This window comes from Croceicoccus sediminis (genome assembly GCF_007570835.1).
GTDB lineage: Bacteria > Pseudomonadota > Alphaproteobacteria > Sphingomonadales > Sphingomonadaceae > Croceicoccus > Croceicoccus sediminis.
In genome coordinates this window covers 368122-385582 of sequence record NZ_SUNC01000004.1, presented here as the reverse complement: position 1 = coordinate 385582, position 17461 = coordinate 368122, and the positions used below count along the sequence as shown (strand labels likewise).

Below are 17461 nucleotides of genomic sequence, written 5' to 3'. Positions count from 1 at the left end.
TCATAGTTCGGCGCAGGGCTGCTTGACCGATCAGGCTTTACCGTTTCTAATTCGACTGTTTTAAAAATCGAAAAAGCGGAGAGAGGTATGCGTACGAGAGCCTGGCCGTGGCTGGCCATCGGGGTGTCGGCGATCGTCTCATCGGCACTCGCACTGCTGGTGCCGGAAGGTGAGGCGACGCCGGTCAAGGCTGACAGCGTCACGGATGCAGGCCTGGACGTGCAACCGAAGCGGATGGCCTATTCACCGCCGCTGCGCAAACCGGCGGAAAACAACCTCTATTTCGGTGATTTGCACCTTCACACCAGCTATTCGCCGGACGCATTTCTGAACGGCACGCGAAGCGTTACTCCGGACGAAGCCTATCGCTTTGCCATGGGATACGAGGTCGGAGCCGACAATGGGGTCCCTGCCAAACTGCGCCGCCCGCTCGATTTTATCGGTATAACCGACCATGCCGAATATCTCGGGGTCTTTCCGCGTCTTCTGGCCGAAGATGACGAACTGACGAGTTGGCCCCTTGGTCTCGAATGGCTCGGCTATCTTCAGCGCAACGAACGGGCGAAGGTAGGTGTCGCCTTTGCCAACGCCATTCAATCCAGCGACCGTGCGCTGCGTACCCCCGATGCCGTGAACCGCAGCGTCTGGGGCGAGGTGGCCGACAATGCCGACCGTTACAACCGTCCCGGCCAGTTCACCGCGCTCGTCGGGTACGAATGGACCTCGATGATCAACGGCGACAATCTGCACCGTGTCGTGCTTTTCCGCGGTGACGGGGCCGAGGCCAAGCGGATTCTTCCATTCACGGCGCAGGACTCGGCCGACCCCGAAGATCTTTGGAACGCGCTGGAAAAATACGAGGCGGCGGGCGTTCGCACGCTCGCCATCGCGCACAACGGCAACGTTTCGAACGGCAGGATGTTCGCGCCGGTCACGATCAGCGGACAGCCTCTGAACGCTGCCTATGCCCGCAAGCGCAGCCGGTGGGAGCCGGTCTACGAGGTTACGCAGGTCAAGGGAGACGGCGAAACGCATCCCGATCTTTCGCCGAGTGACGCGTTCGCGGACTTTGAAACGTGGGACAAGGGCAACATCACGCTCAGCGAGCCGAAGACCAGGGACATGCTGCCTTACGAATATGCGCGTTCGGCGCTAAAAGAAGGTCTGCGCCACCAACGCCAGCTGGGGGCAAATCCTTTCGAATTCGGCATGATCGGCAGCACGGATCAGCATACCGGCCTGTCGACCACGAACGAGGACAATTTTTTCGGAAAGTTCCCGGAGTCCGAGCCATCCGATCACCGCTGGCGGGAGAAAATGTCGGCCGTTCTGCAGGAAAGCTGGGAACTGTCCGCATCGGGTCTCGCCGCTGTCTGGGCCCCCGAAAACACGCGTGAGGCGATCTTCGACGCGCTTATGCGGCGCGAGACTTATGGCACGACCGGGTCGCGCATCCGCCTGCGATTTTTCGGGGGCTATGATTTCGCCAAGGGCGACATCGACCGCCCCGACTATGCCCGCCTGGGCTATCGCCGCGGTGTACCGATGGGTGGCGACCTGGGGCGTGCCACGAACGACGCTCCGCCGTCCTTCATGATCCATGCCGTGCGCGATCCCGACGGGGCGAACCTGGACAGGGTGCAGGTCGTGAAAGGCTGGCTCGATGCGAAGGGGCGGACGCATGAGAAGATTTATGACGTAGCCCTTTCGGACAACCGCAAGGTCGGGCCGGACGGCAAGGCTCCGCCGGTGGGCAGCACGGTCGACATTGCCAAGGCGACCTACACCAACGCCATCGGTGATCCTGAGCTTGCCAAGTGGTGGCGCGATCCCGATTTCGATGCCAGTCAGCCCGCGTTCTACTATGTCCGCGTGCTTGAAATTCCGCGCCCGCGCTGGACCACCTACGACATGGCCTATTTCGGCATAGAGATGCCCGCCGAGGTCCCCCGCACGGTGCAGGACCGCGCTTACAGTTCGCCGATCTGGTACCACCCGTGATGCGGCGCGGGATCGATCCGCTATGGTGGTTTCTCGGCTCGGGCGCGGCGATCTTCGTGCTCGCCGCCTTTATCGACCCGGACGGCGCAGACGATACCTCCGTCATCCGGGTCGACCGGCCCGTGCTCGAAGCCTATCTTGCAGCTGGCGGAGGAAACGCCCTTTCCGAAACATTGTCGGCCGGTCCAAGGACGTTGGACGACCTGTCGCCCCAGGCGCGTAAAGACCTGGTCCAGCGCTATGTCGAGGAAGAAGCGCTCTTCCGCGAAGCGCAATCGTGGGGCCTCGATCAGGATGACCCGGCAATCCGGCGTCGTTTGGGCCAGTCCATGCGTTTTGCCTTGCGGCCCGAGGTCGCATCAGATCCGGGCGATGCCCAATTGCGCAAGTTCTTCGATGCCAACAAGTCCGAATACGCCGAAAGTGATCTCGTCACTTTCGAGCATATCTTCTTCGATGCCACCCGCGGCGGGGCCGACGGCGCGGCGCAGCGCGCAAGGGCGTTCAGACCGGACAGCGACTGGCAGGCTGCCGGAGACCGCTTTGCCTATCAGCGCACTTACGTCGGCGCGCGGTCGGAAGAAGTCTCGGCCCAGCTTGGCCGGGATTTCGCCGACGCCGTATTCGCCCTGAATCCGTCGGACGCATGGCAAGGACCGATCCGGTCCGACCTCGGCGCGCACCTCGTGCGGGTGGTGCGGCACGATCGCGCTGGCGAACCGGATTTTGCCGCCTTGCGTCCGATCATACTCGACGACTGGATGCGGGCGCGACAGGCCGGCGATCTGGAAAAGCGTATCGATGCCATCGTCTCCTCATACGAAGCGAAAGTGGCCCCTGAATTCAAAAGCGACGGGCGATGATGCGGCTGATCTTTTCGCTCCTGGTTGCTCTGGCGCTGGCCGCACCTGCAGCCGCGCACGAGAGTCTGCCCTTGATCGTCGAATTGACGCAGCAGGACCAAACGCGCTTTTCCATCGTCACCCGCGCGCCCGGCAATTTGCGGCGGGAGAATCTGCCGGACATAACCCTGACCGGCGATTGCGCTGAGCTGCCTCGCTCAGCCCGTGCCCGCCAGTACGAATGTCCCGAGCGCCCCAAAGAGCTGACAATCGGCAAGTCCGGTGCCGCCAGCGCACCTGCGATACTGCTCAAGGCCAGGTTCGCGAACGGTGAACGTCTCAGTGTCACTGCCCCACCCGGCAGCAGCAGCCTGCTTTTGCCGCGCGAGGAAACCGCAAGTAGCGTTCTGCTGGGTTATGTGAACATTGGCGTGTTCCACATCCTGACCGGGTTGGACCACTTGCTGTTCCTTGCCTGTCTGGTTCTTATCGCGCGGACATGGCGGCGAACTGCGATCACGGTGACGGGCTTTACCATCGGCCATGCGATTACCATAACGCTGGCGACACTGGGACTCGTGCGGGTCAATTCCGGCGCCGTAGAGGCGATTATCGCGCTGTCGATCGTGTTTCTCGCCGCCGAACTGGTTCGCGGGGATCGTAGCGGTCTTGTCTTCCGAAAACCCGCGATCATCGCCTCGGCTTTCGGTCTGCTGCACGGGCTGGGATTTGCAGGTGCGTTGATGAGCATTGGGACCGCACAGACGCGGCCCATCCTTTCTCTCATCGGCTTCAACATCGGAGTAGAGGCGGGGCAGTTGGTCTTTGTCGCGATAGCGCTCCTGCTCGTCAAAAGGTTCGCCCGCCTGCGCGGTCGGATCGCATCTCTACAATTCGGAAAATACGCGACGCGTGGCTTTATCAGCGTTATCGGCACGGTTGGGGGCTATTGGTTCATCGAAAGGACCGTCGGCATTTTCACGCAAGGCGGCTGGATTATCTGACGGCCAGGGCGCGGCGGGCGCCATGCGCGATACACCCGGTCGCAACGACCGTGTAACCCCGTCAGAACCGTAACGAACGCTGAATGCCGTCGTTTGCTGTCTCATTGCTGAGCGGATGGAGAGACAGACAACCAGCCGCATGGCCATCGTTGCCGCAACGATCGCATCCCTTGCCACCAGTCCGGTCCGTGCCGAGGAGATCGACCAAAGAGAGGCGGAGGCCGCGGTAATCGCGGGCCAGGATTACGAAAGCGTGATTTTCGTTTACGGGCGCAGCGAAAAGCGGATCGGTGTGGCCGCAGCCGCGAGTGAAGGCGGCGTGGCGGGCGCGGATATCGAAGTGCGACCATTGCTGCGCCCCGGCGAATTGCTGGAAGCAACGCCTGGCCTGATCGCGACCCAGCATTCGGGGGGCGGCAAGGCGAACCAGTTTTTCCTGCGCGGTTTCAACCTCGATCACGGCACGGACTTTTCGCTCTATCTCGACGATATGCCCGTCAACTTCCGCACCCATGGGCATGGGCAGGGCTATCTCGACGTGAACGGATTGATCCCGGAGGCGGTTGCGCGTGTCGATTACCGCAAGGGGCCATACCGCGCCGATCGCGGCGATTTCAGCTTTGTCGGGTCAAGCTCCATCACCACGCACGATACGCTTGCTCCGTTCGCCGTCGTCGAAGCGGGCGGCTATGGCTATCGCCGCGCGGTTGCAGGGGGATCGGCTTCTGTCGGTGAAGGCGACCTGCTTTTGCTAGGCCAAGCCAAGTTCAATGACGGCCCGTGGGAATTGCCCGAGGACTTCGAGGGCTATTCCGCCTTCGCAAAATACTCCGCTCCGCTTGGCACGGGCGAGTTCCGGGCAAGCTTCAACCTTTTCCACGCAAGCTGGGCACCCACCGAACAACTGCCTGAACGCGTCGTTGGAACCGACCTTTGCGAGGATCGCTATTGCTCGCTCGACCCCACATTGCGCGGCACGACCAAGCGCGAAGTGCTGACCGTGAACTATGCGGACGAGGATTGGCGCTTTACGGTCTGGGCGCAGCATTATGACTGGTCGCTGCTGTCCAATTTCACCTATTTCCTCGAAGACCCGGTGAAGGGCGACCAGCTTCGCCAGTTCGAGGAGCGTTGGTCCTATGGCGGGCGCGCCGAACGCAGCGTTGACGTTTCGAGCCGTCTGGACCTGACACTGGGGACGGAAATCCGCCACGATTCGATCGATCCCGTCGGGCTGGACGAGACGGTCGGTGGCGAGCTGGATTTCAACTACAACGCGTTCGAAGTGGATGAGACCAGCGCCGGCCTCTACGCCGAAGCGACGTGGCGGCCGATGGACGGGTTCATAGTAATCGGCGGGCTGCGTGGCGACTGGTACCGGTTTGAGACCCGGCCAATCAGCGGCGTCGACGTTTGGGGCGGCGTTGCGGGCGACCATATCGTTTCGCCCAAGCTTGGCCTCAACTACGAGGTTGTCTCCGGCATCGCGCTCTATGCAAATTGGGGGGAGGGCTTCCATTCCAACGATGCGCGCGGCGTGACCAACCCGGCCAACCCCGCCCCGGGCCTTGTCGAAGGCACCATGAAGGAAGTCGGCGCGCGCTTCGAACGCGGCGGCGCGATCCTCACCGCCGTCTATTGGTGGAGCGAGATCGATAGCGAGCTGATCTATGTCGGCGATTCCGGCGCGGTCGAACCCAGCGATCCGGGAAAGCGCCGCGGATACGAGCTTACCGGCTTCTACAAGCCGACGGATTGGCTTGCGGTGGATGCCGTGCTGACGGGTACCAAGGCGCGTTACGTCGGCCTGCCCAAGGGGGAAGACTACATCCCCGGTTCGCTTGAAAGCTCCGGCGAGATCGGTGTTTCAGCCATCTTCCCGGACTTCAACGCGTCGGCTCGGCTGCGCTATCTTGGCCCGCACCCGCTGATCGAGGATAATTCGGTGCGCGGCAAGGATACGCTGCTGGTCAATGTCCGCGCCGCATGGACACCGCGAAAGATTGCGGGGCTGGAAGTATACGCCGAACTTCTGAACGCCTTTGCGTCAGCCGATGATGACATCGACTATTACTACGCAACGCGCTTCCCGGGCGAACCGGCAGGCGGCGTAGAGGACAACAACAGCCGGATCGTGGAGCCGCGCCAGTTTCGCATCGGCGTCAAGAAAGCGTTCTAGCGCGCTATCAGGATATCGCATCACCGGCGAGCATGAGCGCGCCGCAAATCCCCGAATCTTCGGCCAGACCGGGGCACGCGATGCGATGCTTGCCTGATCCGGGCAGATAGCCCTTGTCCAATGCCGCTGAAATCTCACGAACCTTGGCGAGCAGGCCGCGCGACTTGGTCACGCCGCCGCCCAGCACGATGATTTCCGCCGCGGTCATGGCGAAGATCGCATGACATAGCTGGGCGAGGTAATGGGCGATGACCTCGAAAGCCTCATCATCGGCGGGAAAGTCCGACAGGGTCTTGCCCCACCGCGCCATGATTGCCGGTCCGCTGGCCAGCCCTTCAAGGCAATCCCCGTGAGCAGGGCAGATGCCTTCGAACCCGGTGTCGGAAGGGTGTCGCCGGGGGAGGATATGGCCCATTTCCGGGTGAGCGGAACCGTGGACAGCCTTGCCATTGATGACGAGCCCGCCGCCGATCCCGGTTCCAACGGTCACATAGGCCAGCGACGACACACCGCGGCCCGCGCCCAACCGGCTTTCCGCAAGCGCGGCCCCGTTGACGTCGGTATCGAAGCCGACGGGCACGCCGAATTCATCCGCGAAATATCCAGCCAGATCGCATCCTGACCAGCCCGGCTTGGGCGTCGTGCCGATATGCCCCCACGCAGCATCTGCGCGGTCGACGATGGCGGGGCCAAACGTCGCGATCCCCAGAGCCTTCAGCGGGAGATGCCGGCGAAACCATTCTGCCGCCTCGGCCAGTGTCTCGTCGGGTGAGCGGGTGGGAATTTCGTGACGCGCGACGATCTCGTCAGGTGAATGGCCGACGGCCAGGACGAATTTCGTGCCACCGGCCTCTATCCCGCCCAACAAAGGGCGTTCTTCGGTCACGGTAGCTTGCCTTTGAGCGTGGTGCGGCCATCCTCGTCGATCGCCAGTTGCAGTAGCGGTGCCGGGACGCCTCCGAAGAAGGCGTTGGCCTTGACCGGATCGGATGGCAGCGCGCGCCCGTTCAGCCCGAAGAAGTCGACGAAGCTCGACGCGACAAGTTCGGCCGAAACGAACCAGCTATAGCTCTGGATCGGTTCGTCTTCGGGATTGGCCAGGACCAGTCCGCTGCCGTTCAAGGGCCGATAATCGCCCAGCAATCGATCGGAAACCATGCCGTAGAGCCCGTTGGGCGCATCGGGTGTGCCCGGCGCGAAAGTGATGCCCTGGGTGACCCAGAACACGTAATAGCGGCCGTCGTGAAACACGACATGCGCGCGTTCCAGTTCGTTGTTGACGCCATCGGCATGGACGAGCGGAGGCAGCAATTCCCAACCGGCTTCACCCTTGCGGGCGATGCCGACGGCACCGTTGAAGTCGCTTGCCGAATTGGCGAGCGAGGCGGTGAAGATCAGGTATTCGCTGCCGTCTGCCGGATCGCGGAAAAAGGCCGGGTCGCGGAAAGCCTTGATCTTTCCCGCTTCGCCTTCGTGCGCGTCCGCCGCCATGTAATCGGCAGTGATCGCCGTGATCGAGGGGACCGGCGGCTGCCAGTCGCAGGGAAGGCCATCGTCGCCGATCCTGCCGTGCGCTTCGAACAGCCGCTGCTGGTATCCGCCACTGCGTTCATGCGTGCCTGCGGCGGTGAAATAGAGGGTGATGTCGTCGCCCTTGGCCACGGCTGATCCGGCCCATTCCCGCTCGTAGTCCACGTCGAAGTCGGGCAGGACGTTGCCGCGGTCGACCCAGGTGCCGTCCAGCCGTTCGAGAAGCCTGATCTTCGCCTCGAAATGGCGAAGATTCGGATTGCCGCGATCGGGGGCGGTGAGGGCCATCCACAATTCGCGCCCCTTTATCGATGCGATATGGCCGCTTTCGTCCTGAACCGGCCACATGTCCCAATAGACACGCCCGCTGTCGAGATTGCCGGAACTGGCCGACGCGATTGCGGGGACACGGTCGATCCGGTCGAACGCAATCTGGCGAAGGTCTTTCAGGGTCCAGGCTGTGGTCATCGCATTTTCCGTATCAGATTCGGGGAATTTGGGGCCGGCCGGTAAGGGAGTGCCGACCGGCCCCGTCTCCATCGCTTCGATCAGAAGTCGATGCGAACCGATGCAGTCACGCTACGGCCTTCGATCGAGCGGGCGCGGACCAGGCCATTGCCGGGGATCGCGCCTTCTTCGGCCTCGGTGTAGCCGTAGACGTCGAACAGGTTGTTGGCGTTCAGCGACAGTTCCATGCGGTCGAGCGGGCGCACGGCCAGGAACGCGTTGACTTGCGTAAAGCCGGGCAGCTTCAGTTCGTTGCTGTCCTGCGTATAACTGTCCGTCGTGCCGATCATGTTCAGGCCGGTGGTCAGGAAGTCGTTTTCGTACTGAACCGTGCCCTGGAAAACGAGATCGGCCTGACGACGCGGAGTGTTGCCGATCACCGATGCGTTGAGCGATTCCTTGATCTCGGCATCGGTCCAGGTCGCACCGCCAGAGATGGAGAAAGGCCCGAAGGAATAGCTGCCTTCCAGTTCGAGACCGACCGCCTCGTACTTCGTGTCGGTCAGGACCAGCGGCGCGATTTCGACGTTGGTTTCCGCCGTCTTGGCATAGAATGCGGTGGCATAGAGATTGAGGCCGCCGCCCTGGTACTTCAGGCCGCCTTCGAGCTGGTCTACCGTGGCAACGACACCTTCGTCGCCGCCGGGCAGGCTGCCGTCCAGTGTGCTGACGGCGGGCGAGAACAGGCTGCGGTCGGCGGTGTGGCGACCGCCCTGACTGTAACGGGCGAAGGCCGAAAGATCGTCGGTCAGCAGGTAGTTGGCACCGATGGAGAACGAGAAGTAGTTGTAGTCGTAGTTCACCGGCCGCGCATTGCCGAGCGGCAGTACCGCCGTCTGCGCTTCGGCCGGGCTGATCTGGCCGTCATTGTTGAAATCGTATGACGTGATCCCGCTGCCATACCCGCTGTCCGAACCGGTGATCGTGCCGTCCGCGCTGCCGAAGTCGTAACGGATGCTGCCATCGATCGTCAGGCGATCGAAATCGAACATGACCGAAGCGAACGGCGCATAAGTGTCGTACCGCACGTCGTAGTTGCGGCGGCAGCAGTTGCCGAAGAAGCTGGCGCTGTATCCGACCACGCCGCCGTCGGTGACCTGGTTGCCATTGGCGTCAATCACGTCGACCAGAACCGAATTGCCGTCGCCTTCAACCGTCTGAACATAGGACGTCCAGAGCCAGTCGGTATCGACGTTCTGGCGGCTGCCGTAAAATCCGGCCGTGAAGGTCGCCGTCGCACCGCCCATGTCGAAGTCTTTCGACACGCGCAGGTCGTTGGCGATGAGCCCCAGGTCATTGAGCCGCGTGTTGAACAGCACGACATTGGTGAGCAGGCCGTTGCCGCCAAGGTTCGACGGGTCGCCAACCACCTGTCCGGCATTCGGACCGCTTGCCAGCACGATGGTCGATCCCGCGCCGCCTATGCCGTCGGCAATCGACTGTGCATCGCCGACGCTGGCCGGGAAGGGCGAGACGAAGCTGCCGCTATTGTCCGAATACCGGAACCGGTTGGTAAGGGTCCAACCCGGTGCAAATTCGACTTCGGCCTCGATGCCAAAGGACTTGCTCAGCACGGAAAGGCCGTCGTGAAAGTCGTAAGTCGTTGGGTTGTTGTTGCCGTCCAGCGTCAGCGCCGTGGTGATGTAACGGCTGTAGAGCGAGTCCGTGCGCGGATCGAAGTTGGCAATCGCGTTGTAGTCGGGATCGCCGTTGCTTCCCGAAACCGACACCGGCTGCGGCAGGATCGTCGGCGTGCTGTCGTCGAGGAACTTGCCGTGGAAGCGGATGAAGCCGCCGTCGAATTCCTTGGTGAAGTTCGCCTTGATCTGGCCGCCGTTCTTGGCGTTATAGCCGACGTCGCGGACACCTTCGCCGGTGCGGTAGAAACCGCCGACGTGGAAGTAGCTCGTATCGCTCAGCGCGGCGCCATAGTCGAAGTCCAGGCGATAGGTTTCATGGTCGAGGCCGACCGTTCCGGCGACCGCGCCGCCTTCCTGCTGACCGGTCTTGGAAATGAAGTTGACCACGCCGCCCGGCGAGTTCGACGCGAACGTCGAGGCAGAGCCGCCGCGGACCGCCTCGACCCGGCCGATATTGCGGTCGGCGCGCAGGAAGTTGTCGGCGTTGCCGAAGATGATGTCACCGAATTCGAGAACCGGCAGGCCGTCTTCCTGCAGCTGGATGTAACGCGCGCCACCGGTCGATACGGGGATGCCGCGAACGGCGATGTTGGCGTTGCCTTCGCCGCCCGAAGCTTCGGAACGGATGCCGGGGATCTGGCGGATAAGGTCTGCCGAGGAACTGGGGTTGAGATCGGTGATCGCATCGGAATCGAGCGAGCTTACCGAGATCGAGGTTTCGAGGCGGTTCTGTCCGCGCGAGACAGCCGTGACGACGATGACGTTGCTGTCGAGTACCGGCTCGGCATCGGTTGCAGGCTCACCGTCCTGGGCAAGGGCAGGGGTGGAAATGGCCGAAAGGGCAACGCTTGCGGCAAGGGCATGACGGAACTGCATTGAAACTCTCCCACGATGATTTTTATCGATTCGCCATTTATGCATACGGCTGCTGCAAACGTTTGCAACAGCTTTCTTGCAAACGTTTGCAATCAATCGCGCTTTCTGTCACTGATTTGCCACAACGCCGGGATCACGCCGGCACGGACAAGAGGATGTTGGCTATGCAAAGCGCGGTAAAACCACGGCTTTCCTTGCTGCGAATCATCGAAATGAACATCGGCTTCTTTGGCCTGCAGTTCAGTTTCGGGCTTCAGCAGGCGAACATGGGCCCGATTTACGGCTTCCTGGGCGCGGACGAAGCCACGATGCCTTTGCTCTGGCTGGCTGGCCCGATGACGGGGCTGATTATCCAGCCGATCATCGGCGCGATGAGCGACCGTACGCATTCGCGTCTTGGCCGTCGCACGCCCTACTTCCTGATCGGTGCGATCATCTGTTCGATCAGCCTGTTCCTGATGCCCTATTCCAGTGCGCTCTGGATGGCGGCAAGCCTGCTGTGGATCCTCGATGCAGGCAACAACATCACGATGGAGCCCTATCGCGCATACGTCGCCGACAGGCTGGCGCCCGAACAAAGGTCGGTCGGGTTCCTGACGCAGAGCGCGTTCACGGGCCTTGCGCAAACGCTGTCCTATCTTGCGCCCACGCTCCTGACCGCGTTCGTTGCCAAGGACGTCCTTGATGCGAACGGCATTCCCATGATCGTGAAGATCGCCTTCATCATCGGCGCCATCCTTTCGATCAGCACGATCGTCTGGTCCGTCTGGCGCGTTCCGGAACTGCCGATGACTGACGAGGAGCAGGCAGCTCTGGAGGCCAAGCCGCTGACACCGTCCGCGACGGCGGCCGAGATCGTCAGCGCGATCAGGGAAATGCCCAGGGCGATGCGCCAGCTTTCCCTGGCGATGCTGTGCCAGTGGTACGCGATGTTCGCCTATTGGCAGTACATCACTTTCGCGGTCGGACGCTCCTTGTTCGACACGTCCGATCCGTCGAGCGCGGCGTTTCGCGATGCGACCCTGACCACGCAGCAGGCCGGCGCGCTTTACAATTTCATCGCCTTCCTCGGCGCGCTTGCCCTGATCCCGGTGGTGCGGAAACTGGGCGCGCGTCTGACTCACGCTTTCTGCCTCTCGGCTTCGGGCGCGGCGATGCTTATGATACCGGGGGTGGAAACGCCCGCCGCCCTGTTCGTGCTGATGCTGGGCATAGGGATTGGCTGGGCCGGAATGATGGGTAATACATATGTCATGCTCGCCGATGCCATCCCCCCTGAACGCAACGGAATCTACATGGGCATATTCAACATGTTCATCGTCATACCCATGCTGATCCAGACCGTGACCATGCCGCTCATCTACCGCCCGATCCTGGGCGGCGATCCGCGCAACGTGCTTATCCTTGGCGGCACGATGATGATCGTCGGCGCGATCGCGACCATGTTCGTCGATGCCGGCAGGCCGGTTCCCAAAATCATGCGGGCCGAGGCGAACTAGGTTCGATGGCGGATCGCAAGCCTGAGGTGGAAGTCGTATCCCCCAAGCGCGCCAGGACGATCACCGATCTGGCGCGCTTGGCCGGCGTTTCGCCCGGCACGGTGTCGCGGGCGCTTGGCGGCAAGCGGGAATTGGTCAGCACGAAGACCCGCGAAAAGATCGAGGCACTGGCCCGCGAACATGGGTTCCAGCTCAACCAGATGGCAAGCCGGTTGAGGCGGCAGAAGACCGGGGTGATCGGCGTGGTCATCCCCCTGGGGCACGACCGGCACCAGCAGATATCCGACACGTTCTTCATGACGCTGCTGGGCTATCTTGCCGATGAACTGACCAATCACGGCTACGACCTCATGCTGCGCCGGGTCATTCCCGATCAGGACGAGGATTGGCTCGACCGGTTCATCGGGTCGGGCATGGTCGAAGGCGTGCTGGTCATCGGGCAATCCGACCAGTTCGACCGGATCGACGAAGTGGCCGATGGCTATATGCCCATGGTCGTCTGGGGCAACCACAAGGAGGGCCAACGCCACTGCGTGGTCGGAACCGACAACCGCCTCGGCGGCAGGCTGGCAGCAGAGCGCCTGATCGCCGCGGGTGCAAAGAAGCTGATGTTCCTCGGGTCGTCAGAACCGATCGAGTTCGCCGCCCGCTATGCCGGAGCCAAGGCGGTGGCGGACAAGATGGGCGTTTCGCTCGGCATCCTGCCGACCCACCTCAATCCCGACGAAGCGGCTGGTGAAATTGCCGAATACCTGTCGGCCAACCAGATCACCTTCGACGGAGTTTTCGCAGCGTCGGATATCCTCGCGGTGGCCTGTATGAAGGTGCTGCAAGAGCGGGGCGTCACGGTGCCGGACCAAATAAAGCTCGTCGGGTTCGATGACCTTCCCATCGCTGCGCAGACGCAACCTGCGCTGACCACGGTCAAACAGGACATTGCCACCGGTGCAAAGTCGATGGTGAACCTCCTGCTCAGGCGCATTGCGGGCGAGGGGACCGAGAGCCTCGTCCTGCCGCCGACGCTGGTGCGACGGCAGTCGGCTTAAGGAAGTTCACGATCAGGCCTTCGGAGGTTGGCACGGTCCTTCGCGTTCGGATTCCAGACACGTGATCGAACCGGGTGTGCCGCCGCCGGTGCGGGCGATGGCACACCTTGTCGAAAGGTCAGACGGGATCAGAACCTGACCCGTGCAGTGACCGACGCGTTGAGCGGTTTGGCCGGCTGGATGTTGTTGTCGCCGTGCGCGCTGGGATAATAATCCTCGTCGAACAGGTTCTCGACATTGACTTGCAGCGCGATGCGTTCGTTCACATCGAAATAACCGGCCAGGTCGACGCGGGTATAGGCAGGCAGCTTCACCGCGTTGCTAAGCGAGGCGTACTGGCTGGAACTATGGACCACGCCCCCGCCGATGCCGAAGCGGGGTGAGAAGTCATAGCGAGTCCACGCCGTCAGGTGATGTTCGGGCACTTGTTCAAGAACCGTCCCGGCCTCCGTGCTGCCGACGCGCGAGCGGACTTTCCCGTCGAGGTAGCTGTAACCGATGTTCGCGTTCCAGCCCGGTGCAAGCTCTCCGGTCAGCTGCGCCTCGAACCCGCGGGTGCGGGTCTTGCCGGTCAGGATGACGAAGCCCGGATTTTCGGGATCGGTGGTCTGGCGGTTCGAACGCTCAAGCTGGAACGCAGCGGCCGTCAACAGCAGGCCGGGGCGGGGCGACCATTTGATCCCCGCTTCGATATTTTCGAACTGCTCCGGCGCAAGTTCTGCCGAAGTCGGGCTGAGCAGCACGAACTGGTCACCGGCCTGCGGCAGGAAGCTTTCCGAATAGCTGGCATAGAGCGACACGGTTTCCTGCGGCTTGACCATGATGCCAAGGCGCGGGCTCCACTTTTCATCCTTGCGCGATGCGGGCGTGTTGCTGACAAGATTGACGGTATCGAGGTCGAAGCTTTCGAAACGCACACCGCCGATAATATGGACGAATTCGCCCAGTTCGATCTGGTCCTGCACGTAAGCGGCCAGAACGGTGAGCTCCGATGCCCGGTTGCGTGCCAGCGGGTCGAGGAAGAACGCCGGCACCGAGATATCCCTGGCCAGCGGGACTTGCGCAGAGGTCGGTCCATCGACCGCGCCAAAGTGGACAACATCGCGCGCATTGCCGGTGTCCTGGCTGATGACCTCGAACCCGGTCAGCAGGGTATGGCCGATGCCGCCGGTGTTGCCGGTCCAGACAAGGTTGCCCTGACCGATCCAGTTGCGCCGGGTCGTCGCGTCGCGATAGCCCGAAAGAGTGACCGTTTCGCCGTCGGTGCCCGACGGGACGATGTTGGCATAGACCTTGTCGTAATCGGCGAACTGGCCGCTGAGGTTCACGCTCAATTCGTTCGAGAAATCGTGTTCGATCCGCGCGCGGGCGATGTGCACTTGCGCGCTTGCTTCGTTGAAGCCGGACTGGCCAAAGAAGGTCTTGTCGTAGCCGGTGAGGGGGCCATCGCCGAGCGAGGGGACGCCGCGATCGGTGACGCGTTCGTCGTCGTCATAGCTATAGCCAAGGATGATTCGCGTGTCGGCACCAGGCTCCAGCGTGACGGTCGGGCTGATGCCGATGAAGCAGCCTTCGTATTCGTCGCGGTGGCTGTCGAATTCCTGGTACGTCGCGTTGAGGCGCGCGGCGGCGTTCATCGACAGCGGCTGGTTCAGATCAGCCGAAAGCGAGAAGGCACCGAAGGTGTCGACAGAGCCATCGGCTGCGGCGAATGCCGTGTTGGGGCTGGCGGTCTTGCTGACGCGGTTGATCGCACCGCCGCCTGCGCCGCGCCCGAAGATCAGCGCGCTGGATCCCTTCAGGATCTCAACCCGTTCGATATTGTAGAGCGAACGGTAATACTGCGCATCGTCGCGCAGGCCGTTCAGATAGAAGTCCGCAGTGCTTTCCTGTCCGCGAATGAACACTTCGTCGCGGTGGCCTTCGCCCGTTTCAAGCGTGACGCCGGCGACGAAGCGCAGGGCATCGTTGAGCTGGGTGACGGCCTGATCGTCGATCTGGTCGCGCGTGATGACCGAAACGGCCTGCGGCACGTCGATGATCGGCGTAGGGGTCTTCGTCGCGCTCGACCCGTCTTCGAGCGCATAGCCGTCACGCTCTGCCGATACGACGATTTCGTGCGGCAGATAGGAACGGCGCTGATCGTCCCCGCGATCCTGCGCCAGTGCCGGATACGCAGCCAGTGCGGACGTCAGCAAGAGTGACGTGCGAACGGAACCTGCGGAAACTCGGCGAAACGACATTTGGGACCTCCTATTATTGCGACTAATTCGCATTTTCGAATCGCCTGCTAATGAGATTAAATCGCAAAAGCAACTGCTGTAGAGGGAGGCAGGAAAATTCGCTGCGAATGTGCAGGAAAGGCCGCCATGCGCAGACGATGAAAACTCTTGAGTGTATTGATCTCTTTTACGTGTCGTGCCAGTAGAGGGACACCAGATGACCGAAGTATCACCCTTCCGAACGGCCGAGCAGAAAGAGGCCGAGCGTGCTGCCAAGCGCGATGCCGTGCTTTCGGCTGCGGCGCGCATGTTCAACGAACGCGGATTTGCGAACACGTCTCTCGACGACGTGGCTGCGCGGCTGGGTATCTCCAAGCGGACGATCTACCATTATTACCCGACCAAGGATCAGGTCCTCCTCGCTTGCCTGAAGAAGGGCATGGGTCAGTTGCGCGATGCGGCGGACGATGCGCGTGGCCGTGATGGCGACGGGCTCGCCCGGCTCGAATACTACCTGCGCCGCTATGCCGTGATCAGCATGGAGGATTTCGGCCGCTGCGTGATCCGCACCGGGGTCGAGGAGCTGAAGCCCGAAAGCCTGGCAGAATACCGCGTGTTGAAACGCGACATGGACGCGGCGGTTCAGGCGATGCTTCACGCGGCGGTGGAGGACGGCTCCATCGCTTGCGAGAATGAGAAACTGGCCGTTTTTGCGCTGGCCGGGGCCTTGAACTGGCCCGCGCGCTGGCACGATCCGGAAGGCGCTCTGTCCCGCGAAGAGATCGCGGACCAGCTTGTCGAATTCCTGATGCGGGGCCTGCGTCCGCGGACCTGAAACGCAACGGCGAAATTTACCGAATTGCCGGTGCAAGGCCGGACCAAGGAGAGAGACATGACAACCGCAGACCCGATCGTCATCGCCAGCTATGCACGCACGCCGATGGGCGGGATGCAGGGCGTCTTTTCCGATGTCGCCGCCCCGAACCTGGGTGCCGCCGCGGTTCGCGCGGCCGTGGAGCGCGCCGGGATCACCGGAGAGGCGGTGGACCAGATCATCATGGGCTGCGTCCTTCCGGCAGGGCAGGGGCAGGCACCCGGCCGCCAGGCGGCGATCCTTGCCGGTCTGGGCGAACACGTGACGGCCACGACCATCAACAAGATGTGCGGATCGGGCATGCAGGCCGCGATCATGGCGCACGATGCGCTGTTGGCCGGATCGTCGGACATCGTCGTTGCGGGCGGGATGGAAAGCATGACGAATGCGCCTTACCTTTTGCCCAAGCATCGCGGCGGCGCGCGGCTGGGCCATGACGTGGTGAAGGATTCGATGTTCCTCGACGGGCTGGAGGACGCCTACAACCCCGGCCGCCTGATGGGCGCCTTTGCCGAAGACGCGGCGCAGGAATACCAGTTCACCCGCGAGACGCAGGACGATTACGCGATCCGTTCGCTCACTCTTGCGCGCGAAGCAGGCGAAAGCGGCGCGTTCGACCGCGAAATCACGCCGGTCACGGTCAAGACGCGCAAGGCCGAAGTCACGATCGATACCGACGAACAGCCCGCCAAGGCCAATGTCGAGAAGATCCCCACTCTGCGCCCCGCTTTTGCCAAGGACGGAACGGTCACGGCCGCAAACAGTTCGTCGATTTCCGACGGTGCTGCCGCACTTGTCATGTGCCGCGCGTCGACTGCTCAGAAGATGGGCATGAACCCCGTCGCCCGCGTGGTCGGTCATGCCAGCCACGCCCATGAACCGGCCCGTTTCACCACCGCGCCCGTCTTCGCGACGAAGAAGCTGTTCGAGAAGACCGGCTGGGGCATGGATGATGTCGACCTGTTCGAAGTGAACGAGGCTTTCGCCGTCGTCGCCCTGATCGCCGAACGCGACCTTGGGATCGAGCGGGACCGTCTGAACGTGAACGGCGGTGCCTGCGCGCTGGGCCATCCGATCGGGGCATCGGGCGCGCGCATCATGGCGACGCTCTTGGGCGCGCTGGAGAATCGCAATTTGAAGCGCGGCGTAGCCAGCATCTGCATCGGCGGCGGAGAGGCGACTGCCATCGCGCTCGAACGGTTCTGACGAGCCTCGTTTTTCGCCCATAACGGGGCGGTTCG

Annotated in this window: 12 protein-coding genes; 8 read left to right on the top strand and 4 right to left on the bottom strand. The window is 62.4% G+C overall.

Features of this window, described 5'->3' with window-relative positions:
• Positions 1 to 87 precede the first annotated feature (87 nt).
• The 4 genes from FAX90_RS14940 (at position 88) to FAX90_RS14925 (ending at position 6026) form a co-directional block, all read left to right on the top strand.
• Positions 88 to 2001 (top strand): DUF3604 domain-containing protein, encoded by a 1914-nt coding sequence (locus tag FAX90_RS14940; protein WP_144098207.1) that lies wholly within the window; start codon positions 88 to 90, stop codon positions 1999 to 2001.
• Positions 2001 to 2864, top strand: coding sequence for a peptidyl-prolyl cis-trans isomerase (locus FAX90_RS14935; protein ID WP_144098206.1), 864 nt, complete (start codon positions 2001 to 2003; stop codon positions 2862 to 2864). Before FAX90_RS14940 ends, FAX90_RS14935 begins: the two co-directional genes overlap by 1 nt.
• Positions 2861 to 3847 carry a HupE/UreJ family protein gene (locus FAX90_RS14930; RefSeq protein WP_144098205.1) on the top strand — a complete coding sequence of 329 codons (987 nt, stop codon included), beginning with the start codon at positions 2861 to 2863 and terminating at the stop codon, positions 3845 to 3847. The genes FAX90_RS14935 and FAX90_RS14930 overlap by 4 nt, the downstream gene beginning before the upstream one ends.
• A gap of 115 nt (positions 3848 to 3962) precedes the next feature.
• Positions 3963 to 6026, top strand: coding sequence for a TonB-dependent receptor (locus tag FAX90_RS14925; RefSeq protein ID WP_240704937.1), 2064 nt, complete (start codon positions 3963 to 3965; stop codon positions 6024 to 6026).
• A gap of 7 nt (positions 6027 to 6033) precedes the next feature.
• Here the strand turns inward: FAX90_RS14925 and FAX90_RS14920 are convergent, their stop codons facing one another.
• The 3 genes from FAX90_RS14920 to FAX90_RS14910 form a co-directional block, all read right to left on the bottom strand.
• The gene (locus FAX90_RS14920) at positions 6034 to 6912 is read right to left on the bottom strand and encodes an ROK family protein (RefSeq protein ID WP_240704936.1); all 879 of its coding nucleotides are present in this window, start codon (positions 6910 to 6912) and stop codon (positions 6034 to 6036) included.
• The gene (locus FAX90_RS14915) at positions 6909 to 8024 is read right to left on the bottom strand and encodes a glycoside hydrolase family 68 protein (protein WP_144098203.1); all 1116 of its coding nucleotides are present in this window, start codon (positions 8022 to 8024) and stop codon (positions 6909 to 6911) included. Before FAX90_RS14915 ends, FAX90_RS14920 begins: the two co-directional genes overlap by 4 nt.
• Before the next feature lie 80 nt (positions 8025 to 8104).
• Positions 8105 to 10579, bottom strand: coding sequence for a TonB-dependent receptor domain-containing protein (locus FAX90_RS14910; RefSeq protein WP_144098202.1), 2475 nt, complete (start codon positions 10577 to 10579; stop codon positions 8105 to 8107).
• Positions 10580 to 10743: 164 nt separating this feature from the next.
• Here FAX90_RS14910 and FAX90_RS14905 point away from each other — a divergent pair, with 164 nt between their 5' ends.
• Both FAX90_RS14905 and FAX90_RS14900 read left to right on the top strand, forming a co-directional pair.
• Positions 10744 to 12078, top strand: coding sequence for an MFS transporter (locus FAX90_RS14905; protein ID WP_144098241.1), 1335 nt, complete (start codon positions 10744 to 10746; stop codon positions 12076 to 12078).
• 5 nt (positions 12079 to 12083) lie between these two features.
• Complete coding sequence (locus FAX90_RS14900) at positions 12084 to 13124, top strand: LacI family DNA-binding transcriptional regulator (RefSeq protein WP_144098201.1); 1041 nt, start codon at positions 12084 to 12086, stop codon at positions 13122 to 13124.
• A gap of 128 nt (positions 13125 to 13252) precedes the next feature.
• On the opposite strand, the gene FAX90_RS14895 is transcribed toward FAX90_RS14900, so the two are convergent.
• Positions 13253 to 15367, bottom strand: a complete 2115-nt coding sequence (locus tag FAX90_RS14895) for a TonB-dependent receptor (protein WP_144098200.1) — start codon at positions 15365 to 15367, stop codon at positions 13253 to 13255.
• A gap of 196 nt (positions 15368 to 15563) precedes the next feature.
• Here FAX90_RS14895 and FAX90_RS14890 point away from each other — a divergent pair, with 196 nt between their 5' ends.
• Positions 15564 to 16181 (top strand): TetR/AcrR family transcriptional regulator, encoded by a 618-nt coding sequence (locus FAX90_RS14890; RefSeq protein WP_144098199.1) that lies wholly within the window; start codon positions 15564 to 15566, stop codon positions 16179 to 16181.
• A 57-nt stretch (positions 16182 to 16238) separates the two neighbouring features.
• Positions 16239 to 17426 (top strand): acetyl-CoA C-acyltransferase, encoded by a 1188-nt coding sequence (locus tag FAX90_RS14885; RefSeq protein ID WP_144098198.1) that lies wholly within the window; start codon positions 16239 to 16241, stop codon positions 17424 to 17426.
• Positions 17427 to 17461 lie beyond the last annotated feature (35 nt).